The sequence below is a fragment of the Lentzea chajnantorensis genome (assembly GCF_054300775.1).
The window spans coordinates 6,048,042-6,073,787 of the sequence record NZ_JBSDZT010000002.1 but is presented as its reverse complement, the minus strand read 5'-3'; the positions used below and the strand labels follow the sequence as shown (position 1 = coordinate 6,073,787).

The 25,746-nt window shown below is 73.3% G+C and carries 20 protein-coding genes; 9 read left to right on the top strand and 11 right to left on the bottom strand.

Annotated elements, in window-relative coordinates; translation table 11 throughout:
• The first annotated feature begins 126 nt into the window (after positions 1-126).
• From ACVDFE_RS29650 to ACVDFE_RS29615, 8 genes are all read left to right on the top strand, one after another.
• Complete coding sequence (locus tag ACVDFE_RS29650) at positions 127-1,383, top strand: sensor histidine kinase (RefSeq protein ID WP_458432743.1); 1,257 nt, start codon at positions 127-129, stop codon at positions 1,381-1,383.
• Positions 1,380-2,030 (top strand): response regulator, encoded by a 651-nt coding sequence (locus tag ACVDFE_RS29645; RefSeq protein WP_458432742.1) that lies wholly within the window; start codon positions 1,380-1,382, stop codon positions 2,028-2,030. Before ACVDFE_RS29650 ends, ACVDFE_RS29645 begins: the two co-directional genes overlap by 4 nt.
• Before the next feature lie 125 nt (positions 2,031-2,155).
• Positions 2,156-3,298, top strand: a complete 1,143-nt coding sequence (galK, locus tag ACVDFE_RS29640) for a galactokinase (RefSeq protein WP_458432741.1) — start codon at positions 2,156-2,158, stop codon at positions 3,296-3,298.
• A gap of 331 nt (positions 3,299-3,629) precedes the next feature.
• A complete protein-coding gene (locus tag ACVDFE_RS29635) occupies positions 3,630-5,069 on the top strand; it encodes an alpha/beta hydrolase (RefSeq protein ID WP_458432740.1) in 1,440 nt (479 codons plus the stop codon).
• A 125-nt stretch (positions 5,070-5,194) separates the two neighbouring features.
• The gene (locus ACVDFE_RS29630) at positions 5,195-6,064 is read left to right on the top strand and encodes an ABC transporter ATP-binding protein (RefSeq protein WP_360384656.1); all 870 of its coding nucleotides are present in this window, start codon (positions 5,195-5,197) and stop codon (positions 6,062-6,064) included.
• A 1-nt stretch (position 6,065) separates the two neighbouring features.
• A complete protein-coding gene (locus tag ACVDFE_RS29625) occupies positions 6,066-7,130 on the top strand; it encodes an ABC transporter permease (RefSeq protein ID WP_458432739.1) in 1,065 nt (354 codons plus the stop codon).
• A gap of 15 nt (positions 7,131-7,145) precedes the next feature.
• Positions 7,146-8,060 (top strand): Gfo/Idh/MocA family protein, encoded by a 915-nt coding sequence (locus ACVDFE_RS29620; protein ID WP_458432738.1) that lies wholly within the window; start codon positions 7,146-7,148, stop codon positions 8,058-8,060.
• 41 nt (positions 8,061-8,101) lie between these two features.
• Positions 8,102-9,208, top strand: coding sequence for a macrolide family glycosyltransferase (locus tag ACVDFE_RS29615; protein ID WP_458432737.1), 1,107 nt, complete (start codon positions 8,102-8,104; stop codon positions 9,206-9,208).
• Here ACVDFE_RS29615 and ACVDFE_RS29610 read toward each other — a convergent pair.
• A complete protein-coding gene (locus ACVDFE_RS29610) occupies positions 9,183-10,025 on the bottom strand; it encodes an alpha/beta fold hydrolase (protein ID WP_360384648.1) in 843 nt (280 codons plus the stop codon). The two genes, ACVDFE_RS29615 and ACVDFE_RS29610, sit on opposite strands and share 26 nt — an antisense overlap.
• 111 nt (positions 10,026-10,136) lie before the next feature.
• Here ACVDFE_RS29610 and ACVDFE_RS29605 point away from each other — a divergent pair, with 111 nt between their 5' ends.
• Positions 10,137-10,856, top strand: coding sequence for an SDR family NAD(P)-dependent oxidoreductase (locus ACVDFE_RS29605; RefSeq protein ID WP_360384646.1), 720 nt, complete (start codon positions 10,137-10,139; stop codon positions 10,854-10,856).
• Here ACVDFE_RS29605 and ACVDFE_RS29600 read toward each other — a convergent pair.
• From ACVDFE_RS29600 to ACVDFE_RS29555, 10 genes are all read right to left on the bottom strand, one after another.
• Positions 10,819-11,418, bottom strand: coding sequence for a DedA family protein (locus ACVDFE_RS29600; protein ID WP_458432735.1), 600 nt, complete (start codon positions 11,416-11,418; stop codon positions 10,819-10,821). The genes ACVDFE_RS29605 and ACVDFE_RS29600 overlap by 38 nt on opposite strands.
• Positions 11,419-11,628: 210 nt before the next feature.
• Complete coding sequence (locus ACVDFE_RS29595) at positions 11,629-13,134, bottom strand: thiopeptide-type bacteriocin biosynthesis protein (protein ID WP_458432733.1); 1,506 nt, start codon at positions 13,132-13,134, stop codon at positions 11,629-11,631.
• A 12-nt stretch (positions 13,135-13,146) separates the two neighbouring features.
• Complete coding sequence (locus tag ACVDFE_RS29590) at positions 13,147-14,697, bottom strand: YcaO-like family protein (protein ID WP_458432732.1); 1,551 nt, start codon at positions 14,695-14,697, stop codon at positions 13,147-13,149.
• The gene (locus ACVDFE_RS29585; protein WP_458432730.1) at positions 14,694-16,175 is read right to left on the bottom strand and encodes a hypothetical protein; all 1,482 of its coding nucleotides are present in this window, start codon (positions 16,173-16,175) and stop codon (positions 14,694-14,696) included. Before ACVDFE_RS29585 ends, ACVDFE_RS29590 begins: the two co-directional genes overlap by 4 nt.
• A gap of 4 nt (positions 16,176-16,179) precedes the next feature.
• Positions 16,180-17,259 (bottom strand): hypothetical protein, encoded by a 1,080-nt coding sequence (locus ACVDFE_RS29580; RefSeq protein WP_458432729.1) that lies wholly within the window; start codon positions 17,257-17,259, stop codon positions 16,180-16,182.
• Entirely contained in the window at positions 17,256-19,673 is a 2,418-nt protein-coding gene (locus ACVDFE_RS29575; protein ID WP_458432727.1) for a lantibiotic dehydratase, read from the bottom strand. The genes ACVDFE_RS29580 and ACVDFE_RS29575 overlap by 4 nt, the downstream gene beginning before the upstream one ends.
• Positions 19,670-19,849, bottom strand: a complete 180-nt coding sequence (locus ACVDFE_RS29570) for a thiazolylpeptide-type bacteriocin (protein WP_360384633.1) — start codon at positions 19,847-19,849, stop codon at positions 19,670-19,672. The genes ACVDFE_RS29575 and ACVDFE_RS29570 overlap by 4 nt, the downstream gene beginning before the upstream one ends.
• 91 nt (positions 19,850-19,940) lie before the next feature.
• Positions 19,941-22,622 carry a BTAD domain-containing putative transcriptional regulator gene (locus ACVDFE_RS29565; protein ID WP_458432726.1) on the bottom strand — a complete coding sequence of 894 codons (2,682 nt, stop codon included), beginning with the start codon at positions 22,620-22,622 and terminating at the stop codon, positions 19,941-19,943.
• A 741-nt stretch (positions 22,623-23,363) separates the two neighbouring features.
• Positions 23,364-24,434 (bottom strand): glycoside hydrolase family 3 protein, encoded by a 1,071-nt coding sequence (locus ACVDFE_RS29560; RefSeq protein ID WP_458432725.1) that lies wholly within the window; start codon positions 24,432-24,434, stop codon positions 23,364-23,366.
• Complete coding sequence (locus tag ACVDFE_RS29555) at positions 24,406-25,701, bottom strand: glycoside hydrolase family 3 protein (RefSeq protein WP_458432724.1); 1,296 nt, start codon at positions 25,699-25,701, stop codon at positions 24,406-24,408. Before ACVDFE_RS29555 ends, ACVDFE_RS29560 begins: the two co-directional genes overlap by 29 nt.
• Positions 25,702-25,746: the final 45 nt, after the last annotated feature.

Here is a 25,746-nt window from a genome sequence, read left to right as displayed (position 1 = left end):
CCACACCCTAAGATGAGGTCCAGACCAATAGGTACATACCAATTGGCCATAAAAATCGGGAGTTCGCCCTGCCCGGTCCCCGGTGCGAACGCCGTCCGCTGCCCGCCGGAAAGATAGGGTTGGCCGGTGGACGAACCCCAGTGGTTGCAGTGGCGCCGGCCCGGCCCCGCCCCGGCCCAGCGGCGGCGGGACATCGGCGTCGCGGTGCTCGTGCTGCTGGGCGGGGTCGAGTTCACCGTCCTCGTGGACAGCATCGGCGGGTACGCGTTCTCCGACCCGGCCGGCCTGCGCGAGCAGCTCGCCTGGATGGTCGCGCTGGCGGTACCGCTGGTCGTGCGCCGCCGGTACCCGATCGCGGTGATGCTGGTCGTGTCGGCGCTGTTCATCGCCGCCCAGGTGAACAAGGCCGGTGACAGCCTGGTCCCGTCGGCCGTGCTGTTCCTCGCGATCTTCACCGTCGGCGCGTGGGAGCCGAACCGGGTGCTGGCGCGCTGGTCGCGGATCGGCGTGATCGCCGCCATGTTCCTGTGGCTCGGGTTCAACCTCGTGCAGTTCCTGCTCGGCCCGGACGTGCCGGAGGACCTCGTGCCCGGCCTTCTGGACCCGGTGCTCGCCCGTGTCCTCTATGGACTCGAATTCAACATCTTCTTCTTCGTCTTCGCCTATGTGGTCGGTGAGATGGCGTGGACGGCGGCGCGGCGGCAGGCGCAGCTGGGGTTCCAGGCCGACGAGCTGCGCCGGTCGCAGGAGCAGAACGTGCGGGGCGCGATCGCCGCCGAACGCATGCGCATCGCCCGCGACCTGCACGACGTGGTGGCCCACCACGTGTCGGTGATGGGCATCCAGGCCGGTGCGGCGCGGCGGGTGCTGGACTCGGACCCGGTGCTGGCGCGGGACGCGTTGCAGACCGTGGAGAAGACGGCGCGGACCGCGATCAGCGAGCTGCGCGGGCTGCTGGGCGTGCTGCGGGCCGACGCGGAACAGGACTTCCAGGCTGCGCCCGGACTCGACGACCTGCCCGAGTTGCTCGAAACCGCCCGGTCGGCCGGTCTGGAGGTCTCGCACGGCGTCTACGGCGAGCCGCGCGAGGTGCCGCCGGCCGTCGCCGTCTCGGCGTACCGGGTGGTGCAGGAGGCGTTGACGAACGTGGTGAAGCACGCCGGAGCGGGCCACGTCGACGTGCGGATGCGGTACCTGGACAGCGCACTGGAGCTGGAGGTGGCCGACGACGGGCGCGGGCGCCCCTCCGGTGAGAGCGGCTTCGGGCTCGTGGGCATGCGCGAACGCGTTGCCGTGCACGGTGGAACCCTCGAAGCGGGACCGCGGCGCACCTCGGCGGGTTACCTTGTGCGCGCATCGCTGCCGACAGAGGAGAAGGTGTGAGTCTGCGGGTCGTGCTGGCCGACGACCAGGACCTGGTGCGCGCCGGGTTCCGGGTCATCCTCGGGACCGAGCCGGGCATCGAGGTGGTCGGCGAGGCCGGCGACGGTGCCGCGGCCGTCGAGCTGGTCGCGCGGCTGCGGCCCGACGTCGTGCTGATGGACGTGCAGATGCCGCGCATGGACGGCCTGGAGGCCACCCGGCGCATCCTGTCGGCCGACGGCGGCACCCGCGTGGTGATCCTCACGACGTTCGACCGCGAGGACTACCTGTTCGAGGCGCTGCGGGCGGGAGCGAGCGGGTTCCTGCTGAAGAACGCCTCCCCGGAGGACCTCGTCGACTCGGTGCGGGTGGTGGCACGCGGCGACGCGCTGCTCTCACCCGAGGTGACCCGGCGGGTGATCGCCCGCTTCAGTGCACCCCGGCAACCCGCGCGCACCCGGCCGCCCGAGCTGACCGACCGCGAGTACGAGGTGCTGGTGGAGCTGGCGAAGGGCGCGTCGAACGCGGAGATCGCCGCCGCGCTGTACCTGGGGGAGGCGACGGTGAAGACGCACGTGTCCCGCGTGCTCGCGAAGCTGGGGCTGCGTGACCGGACGCACGCGGTGGTGTTCGCCTACGAGCAGGGGATCGTCACGCCCGGCGGGTGACCAGGGCGGGAACGTCATCGAACTTTGTCGACCAAGATTCAACATTGTCAAGACCGGCCTTCGCCCGTCATCCTCATCGCCAGCACTTCTGCGGCAACACGGACGACGGCGTGGGATCGGGTGGCATGAGCTCAACAGGATCGAACAACGCGGCTGAGGCCTTCCGGCGGCTGTACGGCACCGACCCCATCGGGGTGTGGTCCGCGCCGGGCCGGGTGAACCTCATCGGCGAGCACACCGACTACAACGACGGGTTCGTGCTGCCGTTCGCCATCCCGCAGCGGACGTGGGTGGCCGCGGCGCCGCGCGAGGACGGCCTGCTCACGCTCGCGACCGTGGAGGGCGACCGGACCACGACCGCCGAGCCCGTCCCCGTCGGCGAGGTCGAGCCGGGCGGCGTGCAGGGCTGGGCGGCCTACCCCGCCGGGGTCGCGTGGGTGCTGCGGCAGCAGGGCGTGACCGGCGGGGCTGACCTCGTGATCGCCGGGGACGTGCCGCGCGGGGCCGGGCTGTCGTCGTCGCACTCGCTGGAGGTGGCGAGCGCGCTGGCGCTGCTGGGGCTGAGCGGGCGGGAGGAGTCCGCGAGCGACGTCGCCAAGTGGGTGCAGGTGGCGGAGAACGACTTCGTGGGCGCGCCGACCGGGCTGCTCGACCAGACGGCGTCGCTGTGCTGCACGGACGCGCACGTGCTGTTCCTCGACGTGCGGTCGGGGGAGCGGGAGCAGGTGCCGTTCGACGCCGCGCGGCACGGGCTGGAGGTCCTCGTGATCGACACGCGGGTGAGCCACTCGCTGGTCGAGTCCGGGTACGGGGAGCGGCGCAAGGGGTGCGAGGAGGCAGCGCGGCTGCTCGGGCTGCCGTCGCTGCGGGACGCCGGGGGCTGGGACGGGTTGCCCGAGCACCTGCGGCCGCTGGTCCGGCACGTCGTCACCGAGAACCGGCGCGTCGAGGACACCGTCGCGCTGCTCCGGCAGGACCGGTACGAGGAGATCGGGCCGCTGCTGAGCGCGTCGCACGCGAGCCTGCGCGACGACTACCGGGTGTCCTGCGCCGAGCTCGACGTCGCCGCGGCCACCGCGGAGGAGGCCGGTGCGCTCGGAGCGCGGATGATCGGTGGCGGGTTCGGCGGATCGGCCATCGCGCTGGTGCCGCGGGAGGTGCGCGGCGAGGTCGAGCGGCGGGTCGCGGAAGCGTTCGCGGAGAACGGGTTCACCGCACCCAGGACGTTCGTCGCGGTGCCGTCGGCCGGGGCCGGGCGCGACCTCTGACCGGTTGCCACGTGCGGCAGTGCCGGGGTCGTCGCGCAAGGGCAGTCGCACGGCAAGGCCGGCAGCGACACGCGACGTGACCAACGGCTGCCGGAGCACGCCGACGCGTCCTCGGTCGCCGTGCGTACCGACGAACGAGGACGAACGACACCCCCCGGGGGCGACGAAGGTCGACACCTGCCGTCGACCTTCGGCTGAAACCGGCCCTCCCGCCTTGACCGTGCCGCTACGGCACGGTTTCGACTGGGACCCGGTCGTTCCGCATCGAACGGCCGGGTTTCCACAGTGGAGGGCGCGCTCGGCAGCGCGCCGTCGGGGGAGGAATTCGGACATGCGAAAAGCGTTGTCCCTGGCCGCGGCGCTGGCCGCGGCGACGGCGTTGGTGGTGCCGGGCGCGGCATCGGCGACGCCGGCACCGGTCGTGCAGTGGCGGGAGTGTCCCGCGGACGTGGCGCGGCCGGGGCTGGAGTGCGGCACCCTGCAGGTGCCGCTGGACTACCGCAAGCGCGAGGGGCGCAAGATCGAGCTGATGATCTCGCGCCTGGCCAGCACGAACCCGGACAAGCGCCGCGGCATCCTGCTGACCAACCCCGGTGGGCCCAGTGAGGGCCTGACGTTGCCCGGTGACCTCAAGCTCGGCGGGATGCCGCAGAGCGTGCTGGACGGCTACGACCTGATCGGCATGGACCCGCGCGGCTTCGGCTACAGCACGCCGGCCACGTGCGACCTGACCGAGGAGCAGATGTACCTCGGCAACGTGCCGCCGTACGCGGTGACGCAGGCCGACGTGCGCAAGCGGGCCGACGAGGTCCGCCAGATCGCCCAGCAGTGCACCACGTCGTCGACGGCGTACCTGTTGCCGCACAACACGACCGCGAACATCGCCCGCGACCTCGACTCGGTGCGCCAGGCACTGGGCGAGCGCAAGGCGTCGTTCCTCGGCTACTCGTACGGCACGAACCTGGGCGCGGTCTACACGACGCTGTTCCCGCGCACGACCGACCGCGTGGTGCTCGACAGCAACCTCGGCGCGGGCGGCTGGGACGTCGAGGGCAGCCGCAACTACGGCCGCGGCACCGAGGACACGTTCCCGGACTTCGCGCGGTGGGCCGCCGCACGCCCCGAACTGGGCCTGGGCGCCACCCCCGCGGCGGTGCGCGCGAAGTACTTCGCCATCGCCGGGAAGCTCGACCGCACGCCGTCCCCGGAGGGCGTCACCGGCCAGCTGTTCCGGCTGCTGACCTTCGGCGGCCTGTACTCGACGACCGACGCGTCGTTCGGCAAGCTGGCCGCCCGCTGGCAGGCCCTCGACGCCGGCACCCCGCTGCCGCCGGACAACACGCCGGTCCCGGCACGGGTCGAAAGCCTGATCTCCGGCCGGTTCTACGTGGTGTGCGGCGACTCCCGCTGGCCGACCGCGGTCAGCACCTACGAGCGCAACGTGGCCGTCGACCGCGTGCGGTACCCGCTGTTCGGTGCGGCGGGCGCGAACATCATGCCGTGCGCGTTCTGGCCGGACCCGGTCGAGAAGCAGGTCAAGCCCACCGACCGCGGGCCGCGCAACGTGCTGATGGTGCAGAACGAGCGCGACCCGGCGACGCCGCTGTCCGGTGCGCGGACGATGCGCCGGGCGTTCGGGGACCGGGCGGCGCTGCTGACCCTCGACCACGGTGGGCACGGCGCCTACCCGTTCGCGGGCAACGCGTGCGCCAACGAGAAGGTGACGTCGTACCTCCTCGGCGGGGAACGGCCGGGCGACCAGAAGTGCTAGGTGGTTGAACAACCGGCCGGAACCGTGCCGCGTGCCCGCTCGGGCACGCGGCACGGGTCGTCCTCCGCGAGGATGATGCCGCGCGGCGGACGCGATCGTGAACCCGGCCGCATAGCGTTCCCGGCATGTTGACGGTGACGGGGATCAGCCGGAGCTTCGGCGACCACCGGGTGCTCGACGACGTGAGCTTCGACGTGCGGCCCGGCCGCATGACGGGGTTCCTGGGCGCCAACGGGTCCGGCAAGACGACCACGATGCGGATCGTGCTGGGGGTGCTGGCCGCGCACGGGGGTGCGGTGAGCTGGCGGGGGCAGGCGATCACGCCGCAGAACAAGCCGCACTTCGGGTACATGCCGGAGGAGCGCGGGCTCTACCCCAAGATGAAGGTGCGCGAGCAGATCACGTGGCTGGGGCGGCTGCACGGGGTCGACCGGGAGGTCGCGCAGCGCAACACCGACGAGCTGCTCGCCGACCTGGAGCTGACCGACCGGGCCGACGACCGGCTGGAGCAGCTGTCGCTGGGCAACCAGCAGCGGGTGCAGATCGCGGCGGCGCTGGTGCACGAGCCGGACGTGCTCATCCTCGACGAACCGTTCTCCGGGCTCGACCCGATCGCCGTGGACACGGTGCTCGACGTGCTGCGCAAGCGCGCCGCGAACGGGGTGCCGGTGTTGTTCTCGAGCCACCAGCTCGCGATCGTCGAGCGGTTGTGCGACGACGTCGTGATCATCTCCAAGGGGCGGATCGCGGCCAGCGGGTCGCGGGAGGAGCTGCGGCAGCGGCACGCGAACGACCGGTACGAGGTCGTCGTGGACACCGACGCGGGGTGGGTGCGGGACGTGCCGGGTGTGTCGGTCGTGGAGCTGGACGGGCCGCGCGTGGTGTTCGAGGGGGCATCACGCGCGGTGCTCGAACAGGCCCTGCAACGCGGTGAGGTGCGGTCGTTCGCGCCGGTCGTGCCCACGCTCGACGAGATCTTCAAGGAGGTGAGCTGACGTGGCGCAGACGTTCACGAAGGCGACGTGGCTGGTCGCCGAGCGGGAGATGAGGACGTTCGTCAGCACCAAGGGGTTCTGGATCGGCTTCCTCGCCACCGTCGCCGGGTTGTTCGCGCTCACCGTGCTGCCGACGGTGTTCGGCGGCGACGACCCGAAGGTCGCGGTGGTCGGGTCCGCTGCCCAGGTCGTGCAGGGCAAACCGCTCGACGTGCGCGAGGTCGCCGACGTCCAGGCCGCGCAGGAGCTGGTCCGCGCGGACGAGGTCGAGGCGGCGATCGTGCCCGACGGCTCCGGCATCAAGGTGCTGGCGCTCAACGACCCGCCGACCGCGGTGATCTCGCAGCTGGTGCAGGCACCGCCGGTGGAGCTGCTCGACCCGTCGGCGGTGAGCTCGGACCAGCGGTTCGTCGTGGTGCTCGTGTTCGGGCTGGTGTTCCTCATGTTCGGCATGGGCGGCGCCGCGATCGCGCAGAGCACGGTGACCGAGAAGCAGACCCGGATCGTGGAGATCCTGGTGTCCACGGTGCCGGTCAAGGCGCTGCTCGCCGGCAAGATCGTCGGGCACGTCATCCTGACGATGGGGCAGGTGGTGGTGCTCGCCCTCACCGCGCCGATCGCGCTGCGGGTCGCGGGGCAGCAGGAGCTGCTCGCCGTCGTGGCACCGGCGCTGGGGTGGTTCGTGCCGTTCCTGTGCCTGGGGTTCGTGCTGGTGTCGTCGCTGTGGGCGGTCGCGGGCGCGCTGGTCAGCCGCCAGGAGGACCTCGGCTCGACCATGGGCCTGGTGATGCTCGCGGTGATGGGCCCGTACTTCGGCGTCCAGTTCTTCTTCGACAACCCCACGGTGCTCGGCGTCATGTCGTTCGTGCCCTTCACGGCCGGCGTCGCGATGCCGGTGCGGATGTTCGCCCAGCAGGCGGCACCGTGGGAGGCGCTGGTGTCGCTCGGCATCCTCGCCGCCACCGTCGTGGTGATCCTGCTGGTCGCCTCGCGGCTGTACACCGGATCGCTGCTGCAGACCGGGGGACGGGTCAAGCTGGCCCGTGCGTGGGCGCCCGCCGAATAGGCGAGACTGTGCGGCATGGTCGCTGATCCGATTCGCCTCGCCGTCGTCGGCCTGGGTGCGATGGGCACCCGGATGCTGACGGCGGCGCAGGCACATCCCGACTTCACCGTGGTCGCCGGTGTCGACGTCGTGCCGCGTGCGGTGGACGTCCCCGTGGTGCCGTCGCTCGACGATGTCCTGTCCGATGTGGACGCCGTCTACCTCGCCACGCCGCCTGCCGTGCACGCAGAGCAGGCCGTCAAGGCGCTCGCTGCGGGCAAGGCGGTGTTCTGCGAGAAGCCGCTGGCCGTCGACCTCGGCGAGGCGCGGGCGATGGCCGAGGCCGCGGCCGGGCACCCGAACGCGGTGAACTTCGCGCTGTCGGACATGGCCGCGACGCTGGAGGTCGAACGGCAGCTGCCTTCCCTCGGCGAGCTGCGCGGGGTCGAGGTGCGGCTGCAGTTCCCGAAGTGGCCGCGGGAGTTCCAGAAGGACGCGCTGTGGCTGGCCGAGTCGCGGCAGGGCGGGTTCGTGCGGGAGGTGCTGTCGCACTTCGTGTACCTCACCGACCGGGTGCTCGGGCCGCTGGCGGTGGAGTCGGTGTCGGCGGACTTCCCGTCGGCCGGCGCCGCCGAGGTCGCGGCACGCGGGGTGCTGCGCAGCGGCGATGGCGTGCCGGTGCACGTGTCGGCGTTCTCCGGGCTCGCCGGGCCCGAGGTCTACGAGTGGACGGTCTGGGGCACGCGCAGGTCGTTGCGGCTCAGCCAGTGGGCGCAGCTGTCCGGTTCGGACGGCGGGCCGTGGGAGCCGGTCGAGCTCGGTGCGCGCGGCTCGGACTCGGCGCGGCTCGGGCTGTTCGCGCAGGCCGTGCGCGGGGAGCACCCGCGTGACCTGGCGGACTTCGCCAGCGGCCTGCGGGTGGCCGAGGTCGTGGAGGCGTTCCTGCGGTAATCGCGTTGCCGCGCGCATGACGCCCCGCCAGGATCGGCGGGGTGAAGCTGCTGTTCGTCACCCTCTTCGGCCACGGCCACCTCACCCCGACGTTGCCGCTGGTCGAGGAGGTGACCCGGCGCGGCCACGAGGTGTGGTACGCGACCGCCGCCGAGCACGCCGACGCGGTCACGGCGGCGGGCGCGCGCTGGCTGGAACTGCCCGCGCTGCCGCCGTTCGAGCCGAAGACCGCGAACCCGGTTGACGAGTGGTTCCCGCACTACTTCGCCGCGATGGCCGCGATCCACCCGGTGCTGCTCGAACACTGCCGCCGCGACCGGCCCGACGTGGTCTGCTACGACGCCACGAACTGGCCCGCACGGGTGGTGGCACGCCAGCTGGACATCCCGGCGGTGCGGACCGTGCCGCACTTCGTGTCCAACGAGCACTTCCGGCTGATGGACCCCGCGATCGCCTGGGCGGTCGAGGAACCGTGCGCGCGGTTCGCGGCGGAGCAGGGCGTCGAGCTCGACGTGCCGAGCACGCTGGACGCGCCGGAGGAGTGCAGCATCGTGCTGGTGCCACGGGAGTTCCAGCCGGCCGGGGACACGTTCGACGAGACCTGCCACTTCGTCGGACCCCTGCTGGGCCGCCGCCTGGACGAGCGGTGGACGCCGCGGCACGACCTGCCGCTGCTCTACGTCTCGCTCGGCTCGTTGCTCAGCGACGAGGACTTCTACCGGGCGTGCGTCGAGCAGTTCGGCGACGGCGCGTGGCAGGTCGCGTTGAGCGCCCGCGCCGACCTCGGCCCGCTGCCGGACACGATCGACGTGCGCCCGTGGTTCCCGCAGCCCGCGGTCCTCCGGCACGCGGCCGTGTTCGTCACGCACGGCGGCATGAACTCCACCATGGAGGCCCTGCACGCCGGTGTGCCGCTGGTGGTCGTCCCGCAGACGCCCGAGCAGGTGAGCAACGCCGACCACATCACCGCGCTGGGACTGGGCGAACGCGTGCACGACCTCGCGGACCTGCGTGCGGTCGTCGACCGGGTCGCGACCAGCGACCGCATCCGGCGCAACGTCGACCGGATGCGGGCCGCTGTCCACAGCGGCGGCGGTGTGCAGCGGGCCGCCGACCTGGTGCTCAGCCGAGCACCTCGCGCAGCTTGACGGCGAACTCCTCCGGCTTGCCGGCGTACCCGAACTCGCCGCCGATGAACCCGCCGTGGTGGCTCGGGAACACGACCGCCTCCTGCCCGAGCAACCGTGCCGTGTGGACGGCAGTGCGCGCGGTGAACGCGTCGCCGGTCTCCTCGCCGACGGCGATCACGACGCGGGTGGACGCGGCCTTGAGGTCGTCGACGCGCGGGTAGTAGTCGGTGATCGCCAGCGACGAGGTGCCGAGCAGCGGGTCGTCGCGCTTGCCGTCGTCCTCGGACGGCATGCCGAACTGCGCCGGGTCCGGTGCGGGCAGCGCGAAGTACTCGTCGGTGTACTCGCCCTGCCACGAGCTCATCTGGATGAACGCCGCCATGCCCGCGCCGCCGCCCTTGGCCTGGTATGCGGCCATGAACGCGTCACGCGCGCGCCGGGCGGCGGCCGCGTCGGGCAGCACGTCGATCATCGGCGGCTCGTGCGCCACGAGCGTGACGACGTCGTCCGGGTAGGACGCGACGAGCTCCAGTGCCGTGACCGCGCCGCCGCTGGACGCGAACAGGTCCACCGGGCCGCCGACGGCCTGGATCACCGCGTGCACGTCCGCCGCCTGCGTCTCCGGGGTGTTGTCGGTGCGGCCGTCCGACCTGGTGCTGCGGCCGAGGCCGCGCGGGTCGTAGGTGATGACCGTGCGGTCGGGGAACTGCGCGCGCAGCGCCGTGAAACCGCTCGCGTCCATCGGCTGGCCGATCATCATCAGCGGCCGGCCGCCCTCGCCCTCCACGTCGTAGGCGATGGCGGCGCCCTCGGTGTCCAGGATGTGGGTCGTCATGGTGTTCTCCCCAGTGCTGTGGATGCCCTGAGCAGCGTAGTCACAGACGTGAACCGCGCTGCCCCGACAAGCCGATCGACGTGCGGGAAACCGGCTGATATCAACGGGTGCATGACCCGAACAGCAGTGGTGACCGGCGGCGGCACGGGCATCGGCAGGGCGGTGGCGGCGCGGCTCGTGGAGCAGGGCCTCGACGTCGTGGTCACCGGCCGCCGGGAGGACGTGCTCAAGGCCGCGGCCGACGAGATCGGCGCGCGGGCGGTGGTCTTCGACGCCGCCGACCCCGACGCCGTCCAGAACGCGGTGGCCGACCTGCCGTCCCAGGTGGACGTGCTGGTCAACAACGCGGGCGGCAACATGACCCGGCGCCTGCCCGCGCCGCGGAACCTGGCCGACGTCCGCGACCTGTGGATCGCCAACTACGAGTCCAACGTCATCAGCGCGGTGCTCGTCACGACCGCGCTCGAACCGCGGCTGGCCGACAACGCCCGCGTCGTCACGATCGGCTCGATCGCGGGCCGGCGCGGCTCGGGTGCCTACGGCGCGGCCAAGTCGGCGGTCGAGGCGTGGACGGCGGACCTGGCGTTCGCACTGGGAACGCGGGGGATCACGGTCAACGTGGTGTCACCGGGCGTCGTCGAGGACACCGAGTTCTTCGGCGGCACGCTGTCGGAGGAACGCCGGAAGAAGCTCGTCGGCAACCCCGCCAACGGCCGCGCGGGCACGCCCGCTGACGTCGCGGCCGCGGTGGCGTTCCTGACCGCACCGGAGGCGGGGCACATCACCGCCCAGGTCATCGGCGTGAACGGCGGAGCCGGGCTCGGACGCTGAAGGCGACCACCGCCACCAGCATGCCGGCGAGCGCCACCCAGGAGAACTCGGCCAGGTAGTGCTCGGCCGCCTCGCCGACGAAGTAGACCGCCGCCGTCGTGCCGCCGGCCCACGCGATGCCGCCCAGAGCGTTGGCCAGCAGGAACTTCCCGTAGTGCATGCCCATCGTGGCCGCGAGCGGACCGGACAGGATCCGCAGCAGCGCCACGAACCGGCCGAAGAACACCGCCCGGGCGCCGTGCCGTTCGAACAGCGCCTGGGCGCGGCCGACCTTTCCTGCGTCGAAGTGCCGGGGGAACTTGGCCTCCGCCCACGTGAAGACGCGCGGCCCGAACCGCTTGCCCAGCGCGTACCCGACGCTGTCGCCGAGGATCGCGCCCGCACTCGCGCAGATGCCCACGACGACCGGGTTCACGCCGTCGTGGTGCGAGGCCATCAGCGCGGCCGTGACGAGCACGATCTCGCCGGGCAGCGGGATGCCGACGCTTTCGAGACCCACGACCAGGCCCACGACCACGTAGACCAGCAGCGGCGGGACGGTCTGGAGCCAGTGGGACAGCACGTCCGCGATCTTCCCCCGAATCCGCCGAATCCGCCGGGAACGTCGACCGGGACAGCGGTCAGCTATGCACCTTGCACACGCCAGTCAAGCAGGGGCGAGCTGGGCGGTGGACCCGGACGGGGGCTGCCGACCCTGATCTCGGCCGGCTCCGTGGTCCGGTCCCCGGTGTCGGCGTCGATGCTGACGCAGGTGTGCGAGGCGGTGCCGGGGTCAGTCGAGGTCCGAGGCCAGCGGCAGGAAGTACACGAGCGCGTCGTCCACGCCGTCGAGCCCGATGACGTCGTGGGCGATGTCGTCGTAGAACCCGCCGACGAGCCCGGTGCGGATGCCGAGGTTCGCGGCCGTCACCGTGAGGTTCTGGGCGAGGTGCCCGGCCTCGGTGAACGCGAACCGCAGCGCCCGCAGGCCGTAGGTCTGCCGCAGCGAGCCGAGCCGGATGTAGAGCGCGAGCACGGCCGGTGTGCCACCGAGCTCGGTCGTGCCCGGCCCGAACCACATCGAGGTCGCCTCCAGGTCCGGCACCGGCGGTGCCTCGCCGAACCAGGTGAGCGCCCGGTCGACCTCGTTCACCTCGTAGCGGCCGGGGGCGAGGCCGTCGACGTTGAGCGCGATGAGCCGGATGCGGGCGCAGTACTGGGCCCCGGCGCTCGGGTAGGGCCAGCGGCCGTCCTTCGGGGACATCGCGTTCCACAGCAGCGTGCCGAGCTGCTCGGAGGTGAGGTCGCCGGTCAGGTCGCGGCTGGTCCGGCGGGCCCGCAGCGTGTCGGTGTCCACCGTGGAGGGCAGCGTGGCGGTGGCCGGCCAGACCCGCCGGTTCGGGGCGGTCTTGCGGGGCAGCTGGTCGGTGAAGCCCGGCAGGAACTTGCTCGCCTCCAGGTAACGGCGGTCCGGCGCGGTCTCGCCGTCCTCGTGGAAGTCGGTCAGGCCGGTGGGCGACAGGGCGGCGGCCGCCGTGGTCCAGCAGATCATCCGCTCCTCGTTGGGCGTGACGCCCACGCGGTTGAGCAGCATGTGCAGCTGGGACGCCCACACGTGCGGCAACCAGGTGCCCAGCCGCCGCCCGGCGTCGGTGACCGCCGCGGTCCAGTGCGAGACGGCGCCGCGGGGTTCGCGGTACCAGCGGGCGGCGAGGTCGCGGCCGCGTTTGGCGAGGAGCTGGTAGGCGGCGTGCTGCGAGCCGATCGTGGGCGGCGGCGCCTGCTCCTGCACGTTGCGCCAGCCCGCACCGAGGCTGCGCAACCAGCTCGCGGCCTGCGGCAGGTTCAGGTCGAGCGCCCGTGCCGTGGCGATGGTGAGGTCGATGGCCGCGGTGAGGCGGGCGCTGTCCGTGCGGGCCGCCCGCAGCACGGCCAGTGCGACCTCAGTGCTGCGGCAGAACACCTCTTCAGCGACCGGCAGCGCCTCCCGGCCGCCGTACCGCTCGGTCTCCGGGACGTACTCGACCTCGCGGACGTCCCCGTGCGGCAACCAGTCCGGGTCGTCGGTGCCTGGCTGGAAGTCCTGTGCGGCGATGAGCCGGGTGAGCGTCGCGGTGAGGTCACCGACCTGGTCCCCGGTGGCGTCCTTGACGCGGACGCGCAGGTGCGGGCCGGTCTCCCAGTAGCGCAGGAAGTACCACTCGTGGCCGGCCATCGCCGGGGCGAGAGCGTCGGCGATGAACGTGTCGACGTCCGTGCGGTTCCAGGAGACCCTGCAGTGCAGGCCGGTCCAGGTCACAGCTGCTCCATCTCACGGGAACGGGTGGGGGTGCAGGGCCTTCGCCCGCAGCCGGGGCAGACCGGCGGTGCGCCGGTGGCCGAACGTCATCGGCAGCGCACCCGGCACGAGGACCTTGGCCGAGTGCAGGCCGAGACCGCCCGCGGTGACCGGGTCGGTCTGGTCGACGGCGACCAGTTCCAGGCCTTGGTGGCGCAGCCGGGCGCTGTAGTGGTCGAGCAGGCCTTCGAGGCTGGTGTGGTCGCGGTGGTCTTCGAGGACGGTCTCGCCGGTGCCGACGAGGAAGGCGTACCGGTCGGCGGCCTCCGGCAGGGTGTTGACGGCGACGTGGTCGTCCATCGACCGCACCAGCTCCGGCTCGTGCAGCAGGCGGAGGAGGCGGTGCCGGTCGTAGGCCCCGGGATTCGCGCGGGCCCGGTCGGCGAACGACTCGACGTCCACGACGACCTCGACGGCCGCGGACCGCAGCGCCGCTGTGGGATCGGGGCTCGCGCCGGCGGCGAAGAAGGCCCTGGGCAGCGTGGTGCGGTCGGTGCGGGCCAGCGCCAGCACCGACGGGATGCCGATGTCGGTGGTGGCGTCGAGGAACAGCAGCTCGTAGCCGAGCTCTTCCAGGCGGTCGGTGAGGTGGTGCAGCAAGGGGTCCCGGGGGAGGCGGATGCGCCGCAACGGTGTCTGCGCGTACCAGGCCATCAGGAACGCGTCGCGTTCGGCGACCTCGAACAGGCCGTGCAGGACGGCCTCGGTGAGGCTGTTGCCGAGACCGCAGCCGTTGGACGTCTCGTGCAGGAACCGTTGCTCCGGCGGGGTTTCGACGTCCCAGTAGGCCACCTGTTCCGGTACGGCGATGGTGCGTTGCCTCGTGTACGACCAGCCTTCGACCCAGCGGAAGGTGAGGTTCGGGGTGTAGCGGTGGTGGTCGGGCAGGCCGAGCGTCGCCGGGTCGACCGCGTGGTCGGGGCCGAGCTCCGCGAACGACGCCTCGAACGTGGTCCGGTGGCTGCGCGGGCGCATTCCGTTGTACCGCTCGACCGCTTCGAACAGCGCGACCCGTTCCGCCTGCTCGAAGCCGGCGGTGCGGCCGTGACCGGCGCCGTGCCCGTGCAGCTCGGCGGTCATCGTCGGCAGCGGCAGGTGGCCCGCGCGGAACAACCCGGTGACCGGGCCGAACCGGTGGTCGACGACTGCGGCGGTGAGGTTCTCGACGGTGGTCAGCGGGTTGTCGGCGCGCAAGGCGTTCCCGGTGATCTCCGTGGTGTCCCGGGGTTCCGGCAGGGGACAGCAGCCGGGACGGGGGCGGACGCGGTGGGTGGAGACGAGGGCGAGGTCGGTGCGGAGGGCGAGGAGGGTGCCGGGTTCCAGCTGCCCCACGGCCTCGACGAACGGGCGGAACGCGGGCGGGACGAGGCCCGCGAGCCGGAGGTCGCCGTGCGGCGGGGCGCCGGCGACGGTCAGGCGGGCGTGTTCCGCGCAGGCCGTGCAGACACCGCTGGTGGGTCCGACGAGGGTGAGCGCGCCGTCGGCACGGACGGCCGGCGGGTCGGCGGGGGTGTAGGTGATCATCGCGGGTCCACGGCGTAGGCGACGAGTCCGGCGGCGTGCGGCTCCGGGTCGAGCGGTCGTGGGGTGACCCGGACACCGGGCAGTGCGGTGAGGGCGTCCTGGAACTCCTGCTCGCGGTCACGGACGTCGTTGGGCCACAACCACTCCCTGGTGACCCAGCTCGGCTGGCCGGCGTCCGCGCGGTGGGGAGCGGCACCGGTGAGGTGGGCGGTGCCGGTGCGGCCGGCCTGCGCGTGCCCGGTGGCGGCCAGCGCGGCGAACGCCACCGCGTCCGCCGCGGTCGCCTCGACGGCCCAGGCCAGCAGGTGGTGGCCCCGGTGGACCTCCGCCCGGTGCACACCCGGCGCGAGACGGGTGGTGCGGAGCTCGGCGGGGACGGCGAACCGTTCCGTCAGCGCCTTCCACCACCGCCGTGCGGTCGGGTCGTCCGGCGGCTCCACCGGCTCGCCGGGGTGGTGGCGTGCGGCGAGGCGCAGGGCGGCTCCGCGGGCGTGGAGGTCGTCGACCCCCAGGACGGCGTCGGTCTTGACCGCGGCGAGGGCGGCGTCGAGGCGGGCCGCGTCGGCGGTGGTGCCGATGCCCAGCGCGGTGCCGCAGGTGGCGAGCTTGGCCGGGACCTGGAGCAGCTCGCCGAACACCGGGGGCTCGACCAGGCCGAGCTCGGCGTCGGTGAGGGCGTCCAGGGCGCGCCACGGGTCCGTCGGGGGTGGGCCGGTCAGCAGGGGGTGGTAGGTGGCGCGGAGCGGGGTGGTGCGGGCGATCAGGACCTGTGGGTGCGGGGTTCTGGCTTCGGCTGCGGCGGGGTCTTCGAGGCCGGCGACGGCGCAGAGGAGGCGGTGGACGGCGGTGGAGCCGATGAGGGCGGCCAGGACGGCGGGTGGGGTGCCAGTGGCGTTGAGTCGAGCAGTTTGTGCAGTGGATTCAGTGCTGGCTGAAAGAGAGGATGGGGGCAGGACATAGCCGACGTCGGCGCCGCACCCCGCCTGGAGGGTGAACGGGCCCGCGGTGAGGAGGAGCAGGGAGGTCGGCTGTTCTACACGAGGGCTCACCCGCACGGCGAGGCCGACCGCCTCGACCGCCCGTGCCGCCGCGCTCGCCGGTTCGCCACATCCCGTGATCTCAACGGTGACGGCCCGCAGCCGCCGCCACGCGTCCACCGGGTCGGCCGCGACGGACTCCAGCCACTCGGCGACGTCCGGCGCGGGCCCGTCCCACTCCGCCGGCACCGTCACCAGCATGTCGTGCTCCCGCAACGCCTCCAGGATCACCTCCACCGCCGCCCGCACCGCCGGAGTCGTTTCCTCCGGCACGACGAGGGCGTCCGCGGTGAGCCCGGCGGTCAGCTGCGGGGCCAGGCGCTGCCACACCCGCCACAGCCCCGCGCCACCGGTGATGGTGCAGCTCGACGCCCAGCCGCGCAGGTGCAGGCCGTCAGGGGTCCGGGTCGCGCGCACGACCGGGCGCAGGTGCACGAGCACGTGCTCACCCCACCTTCGGCAGGGCGGCGAACTGGTCGGACCAGGTGGTGCCGAGGACGTCCTGGGCCGCGCGGGACAGCAGGTGGGCGGCGGCGTAGCGCTCCATCGGGGTGACGTCGCACAGCGTCAGGAGCTGGTAGAGGACGTTGGTGCCGAAGCGGTACACCGTCATGTTGCGGACCACGCCGGGGTCGGAGAGGTCGACCGTCCACATAGCACTGTGGTAGGCGCTGAACTCGGTGCGTTCGCCGTAGTTGTAGCGGCGGACGGTGGCCGGGTCGCCGATCTCGCGGGCGCGGGTGCCGTGGCGCGGGTTGGGGGCCGGGTCGAGGTGGCCCGCGTCGTAGTGGGCCTCCGCGGCGAGGCGCAGGTCGATGGTCCAGGTTTGCCAGGCGGCTTCGAGTGCGCTGGTGGGGTGGCCCCACGCCACGCGGGAGACCATGGTGCGGGCGGTGTCGGCGTTGGCGGCCCACACGGCGTCGAGGCGGGTGCGCAGGGTGCCGTCGGGGTCGTTGGCGAGCAGGAAGTCCTCGACGTGCGAGAGGAACGAGTGGTAGCCGTACTGCAGGCCGGCGGGGTAGCGGCTGGCGTGCACGGCGATCGCGGTCAGCGCCAGCACCGCGCGGGGGACGTCGAGCGACTGCCGCACGGCGGGGATGCCCAGGCGCAGGCCGTGCGCGCGCAACGGGATGTGGCTCGCGGGCAGCAGGTCGAGCAGGCGGTCGTGCGAGGTGGGTTCGATGCGCACGGAGTTGTTGGGGTGCAGCGGTGTGAACGGTGGCAGCAGCAGTTCGGTGATCGCGGCGGCCGAGGCGTGGGCCAGCTGCTCCGCCTCTGACAGCTCCACCGTGGACGGGTGGGCGGCCAGGTGGGAGCGCAGCAGTGCGGCGAGCAGCAGGGCGGCCGGGTCGGCGGACGGACCGTCGAGGCGGACGCGCAGGTGCGGGCCGTGCAGCCAGTGGCGTTCCACGTGGCCCGTGACGTCCGAGAACGCCGCCGTGGCCGCGGCGAGTGCGGGCAGGACGCCGTCGCGCAGCAACGGGGCCTTGACGGGGTCGTGGTAGTGCACGACGACGTCGGTCATCCGGCCCTCCGGTAGGTCTCCGCCAGCACTTCGAGCACCTGGCCGGACGGCACCGGCAGCGCCTCGGTGAGCTGCACGCGGCCGGGGTAGCGGGCGAGCAGGCGGGACAGGCCGCGCAGGTGCAGTGCGTTGGTGAGGTCGACGTACTGCGGTTTCGCCGCTGCCACGCGGGCCACGGCGTCCTCGTTCGAGGTGATCACGCCGCCGGGTCCGGCGAACACCTGTGCCGGCAGGCCGTGACGGGCGCGGAACCGGGCCACGGCGGCGACGTCGGTGAGCTCCGCGGTCAGCTGTGCGGAGTCGGCGTCCCAGAACCGGCGGCTGAGCACCACGTCGTGGTGGCGCAGCCGTTCCGAGCGCAGGACGCCGTCGACGGACGTGGTGCGCCGCAACGGGCTCAGCTCCACGCCACCGCAGGTGAGGTCGGTGTGCAGGGCGGCGACCCGGTCGGGCAGCGAGATCGGCATCAGGTAGCCGAGGTACAGCACGTCGACCACGGCGCGGGAGTCGCGGTGGCGCAACCGGAGCTCGTCGTGCTCCTGGTCGTGGAACAGCTCCAGCGCGTCGGGGGTCAGGTCGGCCCAGTGCGGGTCCTCGCCGACCTCGCGCCGGCCGAGCAGCGGGTGCAGGTTCGGGGTGAAGCCCTGCACCGGCCGGTACTCGACGAAACCGCGCGGGAACACACCGTCCAAAGTGGCCCGGACGGTCGCGTACGCCTCGGGTGGCAGCAGGTCCAGGAACCGGCCGGGGAAGCGGCCGAACCCGTCGTAGACGTGGTTCACCACCAGTCCGCCCCGTGCGGGCTGCGCGAAGAACGAGTACGACACCGGCCGGGTCTTCATCCACGCGGGCAGCAGGTCCGCCGCCGCGGTCACGGCCTCGTCGGTGATCACGCCGTCCCGCACCAGGTCCGCCACCTGCGCGCGGCTGGCACCGAGGCCGCCGGTCGGGGCGCCGGACAGCGAGTCGCGCAGCAGGGGAGCGCACGCGGCGAGCCGGGCGACACCGCCGTGGCCGAACTCCACGACGAACCGGTCGCGGATGTTCCTGCGGATCGCGAGGTGCCGGTCGAACAGCATCAGCAACGGCGTCAGGCCGGCCAGCGAGCGCACGCCGTCGTAGCCGTGGGCGCGGCCGAGCCGGACCGGCTGGGGCAGCACCACGTCCTCGCTCAGCGGCGTGACGCCGGTGAGGTCGGCACCGACCAGCTCACCCAGCTCCGCCCAGGCAGCGAACAACGCGGTCAGCGCGGCCGGCCGGGCAGCGGCGGGCAGCCCGCTGAACGCGGTGGTGTCGCGGTGCACCGAGGTCACGCGGTCGGCCAGGCCCGCGCGTCCGGTGCCGCGCAACCACGCCGCCAGCGCGAGGCAGGCGGACGGGTCCTGCGGGTCGACCGGGAGCACCGGCAGGAGCAGTTCGATGTCGAGCAGCAGCGCCACGTAGGAGTGGGCGCGCTCGGACTCGCCGTCGGGCAGCCGGGTGGCCAGCACGCTCGCGAGCTCGGCGGGGGTGATGCCCCCGGGGTTCGCGGCGGTCAGGCCGACGAGGTAGCGCAGCGGCGCGCTCGCGGCCAGCTCGACGTCCTCCTCGGCACCCACGTGGGCGCGCAGCGGGCCGGTCGCGGGCACGTCCCTGCGGAACCGCACCCGGTCGCCCTCCTCGTGCACGTCGGCGGCGAGGCGGTGCGGGTGGTCGAACAGCAGCTCGCGGTCGGCCAGCAGCGCGGCGACCAGACGGGCCAGCAGCACCTGGCTGACCCGTGTGACGGCGACCGGCTCGCCCCACTCGGGAGCGGGCGCGTCGGCGGACCAGGTGCCCCAGCCGACGGCGGTGTACCAGGACAGCGGACTGGTCTTCGCGGTGGCGCGCAGGGCGTAGCGCAGCACGGTCGGCTCGGCCTTGCGGGCGCGGCGGTCACCGGCACCGGCGCGGGCGAGGCCCTGCCAGAGGTCCCGGCCGCTGAAGACGGCGGCCTTGCGCAGTGGTTCCGCTGCGCACACCTCGGCCAGCACGGCGCGTTCGGCGGCCAGCGCGGCGGGCCGGGCGCGGTCGGCCTCCGCCAGCAGCGCGGCGCGTTCGGATAGCAGCTCCAGCCACTTGCGCAGGTCCGGGTAGCGCGACACCAGGTCCGCCGCGGCCTCGACCAGCGCGGGCCGCGGGGTCCGCCCGTTGTGGACGTCGCGGCGCAACGGCAGCACGACCCGGCGGTGGAAACCGGGGTCGTGCTCGGCGGCGCTGTCGTGCAGCTGCTCGCCCAGCGGCCCGGCCAGCGCGAGCAGCTCCGCCTCCTTGTCCGCCAGCGCCGCCGCGGCACGCCGGAACGGCGCCGCGTCGGCGGCGCCGTCCGGGTGGGGCAGGGCGGCCAGGCGCACCAGTGCGTAGGGCGCCGGTTCTCCCCGCGTCGGGTCGGTCATGCGTTCAGCGTCGGCAGGTTCGGCTGGGTGCAGCTGCTGCACGACGAGCTGCCGCACGAACACGACGACGCCGCTCCGGACGCACCGCCCTCGGGCAGCGCCGCGGAGTCGCGGATCGACGTGACCGCGAGGTCGCCGAGCTCCAGGTCGTCCAGGTCGAACGAGAGGTCCTTCATGGAGTTGTCCCTTCACGAGAAGGCCGGGGAGGCCGTGGGTGAAGGGTCGGAGATCACGATGGACCGGGCCTGGAGCCCGGATCGACAACGCTCAGCCGATCCGGGCGCGCACCTCGTCCGCCTTGGGTTCGCCCAGCTCCTCGAACAGCGCCACCGACTCCAGCCAGCACTTCTCGGCACCGCGCCGGTCGCCCAGCCCGTCGAGCGCGAGACCGAGGTTGTCGAGCGACTCGGCCTGCCCGTAGCGGTCGCCGATGCGCCGGAACGTCTCCAGCGCGCGTTCGACGTGCGCGACGGCCTCCGGGAAGTCGAGCAGCCCCCGGTGCACCTCGCCGATGTTGTTGAGCAGGATCGCCTCGCTGTAGGGGTCCTCGACCTCGCCGCGGATCTCCAGCGCCCGCCGGTAGCGGTCCAGCGCCTCGTGGAAGCGGCCGGCGTCGGCGTGCAGCAGGGCGATGTTGTTGAGCAGCACTGCCTCGGTGTGCAGGTCGCCGAGGTCCCGGGCGATCTCGGCTGCCTGCTCGAAGCACTTCAGCGCCTCGTCGAGGCGGCCGGTGGTCATGTACGCGATGCCGAGGTTGTTGAGCACGGGTTCCTGCCGGTACCGGTCGCCGATCGCGCGGAAGATCGCGAGCGCCTGCCGGCCGCAGTCGATCGCCTCGTCGTGGCGGCGGACCTCGCGCAGGGCGATGCCGAGGGTGATCAGCATCCGGCCCTCGGCGGAACGGTCGCCTGCCGAGCGGGCGGCACCGAGCGCCACGCCGTGCGTCTCCAGCCAGTCCGCCCAGTGCTTGCGCAGGTTGAAGAAGTCCCACAGGCACTGCGCGAGCAGCCAGCACTGCCCGTTCAGGCCGTGCTCGGCGGCGTCGCGGACGGCGGCGACGAGGTTCGCCCGCTCGGTGTCGCACCACAGCAGCGCGGTGTCGCGGTCGGCGAACTCGCGCGGGTGCACGGCCGGGTCCGCCGCGGGCAGCTCCAGCTTGCGCTGCGGGTTGAGCTGAACGGCCGAACGCCACGACGTGTGCAGGTACCAGTCGAGCACCCGGCGCAACGCGGTGGCGCGCGCGGGCGGCGGCTCGGCAGCCTTCGCCTGTTCCACGGCGTAGGCGCGCAGCAGGTCGTGCAGCACGTACCGGCCGGGGGTGTGCTGCTGGAGCAGGTGTTCGTCGAGCAACGTCTCCAGCAGGTCCTCCGCCTCGTACGCGGTGAGCCCCGCGAGGGCGGCGGCGGACTCGGCGGTGACGTCCTCACCGGGGTGCAGTCCTAGGAGCCGAAACAGGCGCCTCTGGTGCTCGGGCAGCGCCTGGTACGAGAGGTCGAACACGCCCCGTGCGCCGAGACCGCCTCTCTCCAGCTGTGCCACGAGGTCCAGCACGGTCCACTGCGGACGGCGGGCGAGCCGTTTCGCGGCCAGCGCCACGGCGATCGGCAGGTGCCCGCACAGCTGCGCGACCCTGGCGGCGGCCTCGCGTTCGGCGCACACCCGGTCCGCGCCGGCGATGCGGGCCAGCAGCGCGACCGCCTCGTCCGGCGTGAACACGTCCAGGGAGACCGACTTCGCCCCGTCCAGCCCGAGCAGGCTGCGCCGGCTGGTGATCAGCACCAGGCACGTCGAGCTGCCCGGCAGCAGCGGCCGGACCTGGTCCTCACCCGCAGCGTTGTCGAGCAGCACCACCGCGCGCCTGCCCGCGAGCCGGTCGCGGTAGAGCGCGGCGCGGTCGGACAGCGACTCGGGGATCTGCGCGCCGGGCACCCCGAGCAGGCGCAGGAAGCTCTCCAGCACCGCTGCCGGGTCGGCGGGCAGCTCGTCGTGGTCGAAGCCGTGCAGGTCCGCCCACAGCTGCACGTCCGGGTACCGCTCGACGAGCCGGTGCGCGGCGCGGACGGCGAGCTTGGTCTTCCCGACACCGGCCATGCCCTCGATCGCCGAGATCACCACCGTGGACTGCGGTCCCGGCTCGCACAGCCTGCGCAGCTCGGCCTCGCGGCCGGTGAACTCGGCGATGTCCATCGGCAGCTGCCGGTGCGCGCTCAGAGCCGCGGGCGAGGGCGCCCGGCTCTCCAGCACCACCTGGTGCAGCTGCCGCAACCGGGCCCCTGGTTCGACGCCGAGCTGCTCGACCACGTGCCTGCGGGCAGCGGCGTACACCTCGAGCGCCTCGCCGCGGCGGCCGGCGCGGTCCAGGGCGAGCATCAGCAGCGCCCACAGCTCCTCCCGCAACGGGTGCTGGGCCGACTCGCGGCGCAACCGGTCGATCACATCGCCGAACCGCCCGAGCTCGGTGGCGGCCTTGGCGAACTTCTCCACCGCGGTCAGCCTGCGCTCCTGCAGGCGCGTGAACTCCGCGCGCAGCAACGGTCCCGCGGTGACCTCCACCGGCGTGCCATGCCACTTCCCGAGCGCCTGGGCGAAGAAGTCCGCGGCGGCCTCGGTGTCGTTGTCGGCCGCCGCCTCCTCGCCCCGGCGCACCAGCAGGTCGAACTCGTCGAGGTCCAGCTCGCCCGGCCGCACGACGAGCCGGTAGCCGTGGCCGGGCAGGGTCACGAGCCGGTCGCCCACCGCGCGCCGCAACCCGGCCACGTACGTGCGCAGGTTCGACTCGGGCGACACCGGCGGCGAGTCCCAGACCGCCTCGGTCAGCTGTGCGACGCTCACGGCCTCGTTCGCGTGCAGCAGCAACATCGTGAGCACCGCGCGCTGGCGAGGCCCGCCCAGCTCCAGCGGCGTCCGGTCACGACGCACCGCGAGCGAGCCGAGCACCAGGAACTCCACCCTGAACCGTCCTCCTCCATGATCACGAAGCGTGTGTGCGCCATCGTCGCCTTCGCCCTGGTCACGGTCTGTGCGCCGTCTGGGCGAAATCTGTGCACGGCACCTGGCACCTTTGTACCCAGATCAGGCAACTGCGCCGCCGGACCGACCGGGAATTGGGGGTCGGCGCAGCGGTCTGGTCCGGTTCCCCCAAGAACCCGGCCGGCGTGTGAAAGTCACCGCACACGCCGGCCACCTGGGACCAGCCCACCGCCGCGGGCCGGCCGGACCGCACCGGCACCCACGGCAGGTGGAGCACGCTGGCCGGTGGCCCGGTTGGGGCCCCCAGCCCGGCCGCGGCCACCACCCCCGGCGTGCGCCTCGACCGGTCCGGCCTCACCCGGGAGGTGCCGCGCCCGCACCACGGGCCGGCAGCGCGCGAGCGGGTGCGACCTCCCGCCGGCGGACCGGCGCGGACCGCACGGGTCCGGGCGCCGGTGGAGTGATCGGCTCGACCATGATTCCTCCCCCCGGAGCCAAACGTACCGCCGCTGCGATGAGCGCGCGGCGTGGACGAGGAAGATCAACGGACCGGCTCCTCACCGCCCGCTTCGCGGTGGCGCGGTGGCGGATGGCGCGGCTCGCGCACACCGGCACCGTCCACCCACACCGCCCCGGTCTCCCAGTGCGCGCCACTTCCTCGCTCAACGGTGTCGTTGCGCCGTAACGACACCGTTGAGCGAGGATGACTGTCCGGGCGGCTCAGTCCTGTCCGTCCCGAGGCACCCGCACGTGCACGGCCCGCACGTCACCGAGCCCGCGCGCCACGAGCACGTCGCCGGTCAACGGCTGCCAGCCGTCCGACCAGGTCCGCTGCACGCGCGGCGAGCACCGCACCTCGACCAGCGCCGACGAGCCGGCCGCGACGTCCGCGACCGCCCAGCCGATGAGCCGGACCGGTTCGTCAACCGCTCGCAGGTACACCTGCACGACCTCGCGCCCGTCCCGGTCGCCGGCGTTGTCCAGCCGCACCGACACGACGTCGACCGCATCGTCCCGAGTGGACACCGAGAGGTCGCCGTAGCGCCATTCGGTGTAACCGAGGCCGTGGCCGAACCAGAACAGCGGGTCGGTGGCGCCGCGGTACCCGATCGCGGTTCCCTCGCCGTAGACCAGCTCGCCGCCCACGGGCACCGGCGTCAGCGCGTCGGCGTCGGAGCGCGGGAACGTCGTCACCAGGCGCCCGGCCGGTTCGACGTGGCCGAGCAACGCCGTCGCCACCGCGGCACCGGCCTCCTGACCGGGCAGTCCCGCCCACAGCACGGCGTCGACCTGCTCCAGCCACGGCATCAGCACCGGCGTGGCGGCGTTCACGACGACCACGGTCCGTGCAGCGGCGGCGGCCACGGCCGCGACCAGCGCGTCCTGCTCACCCGGCAACGCCAGCGTGGTCTTGTCGAAGCCCTCGGTCTCCTGCTCCTCGGTGAGACCCACGACCACCACCGCCACGTCGGCCTCCCGCGCGGCCCGCACGGCGGCGTCGATCGCGTCGGCGGCCGGGCGGGGCACCGGCTGGGTGATCAGGCCGACGAGCGCGGCGGCCTCGCGCACGGTCGCCGTGATCCGGTCACCGGGGGAGAGCTCGACCTCGGTGGTCCACGCCGGCGGCTTGAGCAGCGCCTCCTCCACGATGCCGTCCGCCCAGGCCAGTCGCTCCTCGTACCGCTCGCCCGCGACCTCGACGGTCCAGGCGCCGAAGCCGCGCACGCCCACCAGCAGCCGTGCCGGACCCGGCAGCACGACCTCACCGGAGAAGCTCGATCGCGGCGGCACCCTGCGCCCACCCGCCGTACGCGGCGAGCTCGGCGATCTCCACGTCCCGCACGGCGAGCACTTCTCCGTCGGCGTCGAACGTCGTGGCACGGATGTTCCGCAGCACGCCGGGTGCCGGTGCGGCGTGGCGGGTGCGCACCTCCACACCGTCCACAACGGACAGCCGGTCGCCCAGCTCCGCGGCCAGGCCGTCCGCGATGCTCACGACGTGCGGTGGCCGCACCCCGGCCGAACCGCCGCCCTGCGCCACGGTGTCGAGGGCGGGCCGGCCGATGAGCGCGACCTCCTGCGCGTCCAGGGGCAGCACCCCGGAGTTGGTCAGCACGGTCATGCCGCCGGCGGCGAACCGGCGCAGCTGCTCGCGGCGCCGCGGGCTGTCCGGCGCCGGCACGCCGGTCGGCCAGGACCGCTCCCCGAACGCGCCGACCCGGTCGGCCAGCCGCAGCAACCGGCGCACGTGCTCGTCGACGGTCGACTCGGCGACCTCGCCCGCCCGCACCGCCTCGACCAGCCGCTCCTCCCACGGGCCGCCCGGTCCGGGCATGACGAGGTCGAGCCCGCCGTTCGCGCTCTCCGCCGTGGACTTCGTGGCGAACCAGTCCGACATCAGCAGGCCGTCGAACCCCCACTCGTCCTTGAGCACGCCCTCGACCAGCTCGGCGTGGTCGGTGGCGGCGATGCCGTTGACCCGGTTGTACGCGGCCATCACCGCCCACGGCCGGGCGTCTTCGACCACGACCTCGAACGGCAGCAGGTACACCTCGCGCAACGTCTTCTCGTCCACCACCGAGCTGGCCGTGCGCCGTTCGGTCTCGGACTCGTTGGCCACGAAGTGCTTCGGCGTCGCGGCGATGCCCTTGTCCTGCAAGCCCCGCACGTACGCGGCCGCGAGCACACCGGTGAGCAGCGGGTCCTCGCTGTAGGCCTCGAACAGCCGCCCGCCCAGCGGCGTGCGGTGCAGGTTGATCGTCGGACCGAGCACGACGTGCACCTGCTGGGCGGCGGCCTCGTCGGCGAGCAGCGCGCCGACCTCGCGCGCCAGCTCCGGGTCCCAGTGCTGGGCCAGCAGCGTGGCGTTGGGCAGCAGGGCGGCGACCGTGCCGCCGCGCAGCTCGGCACCGCGCACGCCGGTCGGCCCGTCGGACACCTTCAGCGCCGCCAGCCCGATCGCGGGCTCCGGGTGGAGCGCGAACAGCGCGGCGCCGGTCAGCAGCCGGACCTTCCGCTCCAGGTCGAGTCCGGTGAGCGCTTCCTCGATGTCCGTCACCCCGACGACAGTAGGGCCCGTGTCGAGGTCCGCGGTCGCGACAGC

What these genes read in the sequence shown, in the direction of transcription:
- ACVDFE_RS29630 (WP_360384656.1), top strand. Translation starts at nt 5,195, where the DNA reads ATGTTGACGGTGACGGGGATCAGCCGGAGCTTCGGCGACCACCGGGTG.
- galK (WP_458432741.1), top strand. Translation starts at nt 2,156, where the DNA reads ATGAGCTCAACAGGATCGAACAACGCGGCTGAGGCCTTCCGGCGGCTG.
- ACVDFE_RS29570 (WP_360384633.1), bottom strand. Translation starts at nt 19,849, where the DNA reads ATGAAGGACCTCTCGTTCGACCTGGACGACCTGGAGCTCGGCGACCTC.
- ACVDFE_RS29590 (WP_458432732.1), bottom strand. Translation starts at nt 14,697, where the DNA reads ATGATCACCTACACCCCCGCCGACCCGCCGGCCGTCCGTGCCGACGGC.
- ACVDFE_RS29635 (WP_458432740.1), top strand. Translation starts at nt 3,630, where the DNA reads ATGCGAAAAGCGTTGTCCCTGGCCGCGGCGCTGGCCGCGGCGACGGCG.
- ACVDFE_RS29620 (WP_458432738.1), top strand. Translation starts at nt 7,146, where the DNA reads ATGGTCGCTGATCCGATTCGCCTCGCCGTCGTCGGCCTGGGTGCGATG.
- ACVDFE_RS29610 (WP_360384648.1), bottom strand. Translation starts at nt 10,025, where the DNA reads ATGACGACCCACATCCTGGACACCGAGGGCGCCGCCATCGCCTACGAC.
- ACVDFE_RS29575 (WP_458432727.1), bottom strand. Translation starts at nt 19,673, where the DNA reads ATGACCGACCCGACGCGGGGAGAACCGGCGCCCTACGCACTGGTGCGC.
- ACVDFE_RS29580 (WP_458432729.1), bottom strand. Translation starts at nt 17,259, where the DNA reads ATGACCGACGTCGTCGTGCACTACCACGACCCCGTCAAGGCCCCGTTG.
- ACVDFE_RS29605 (WP_360384646.1), top strand. Translation starts at nt 10,137, where the DNA reads ATGACCCGAACAGCAGTGGTGACCGGCGGCGGCACGGGCATCGGCAGG.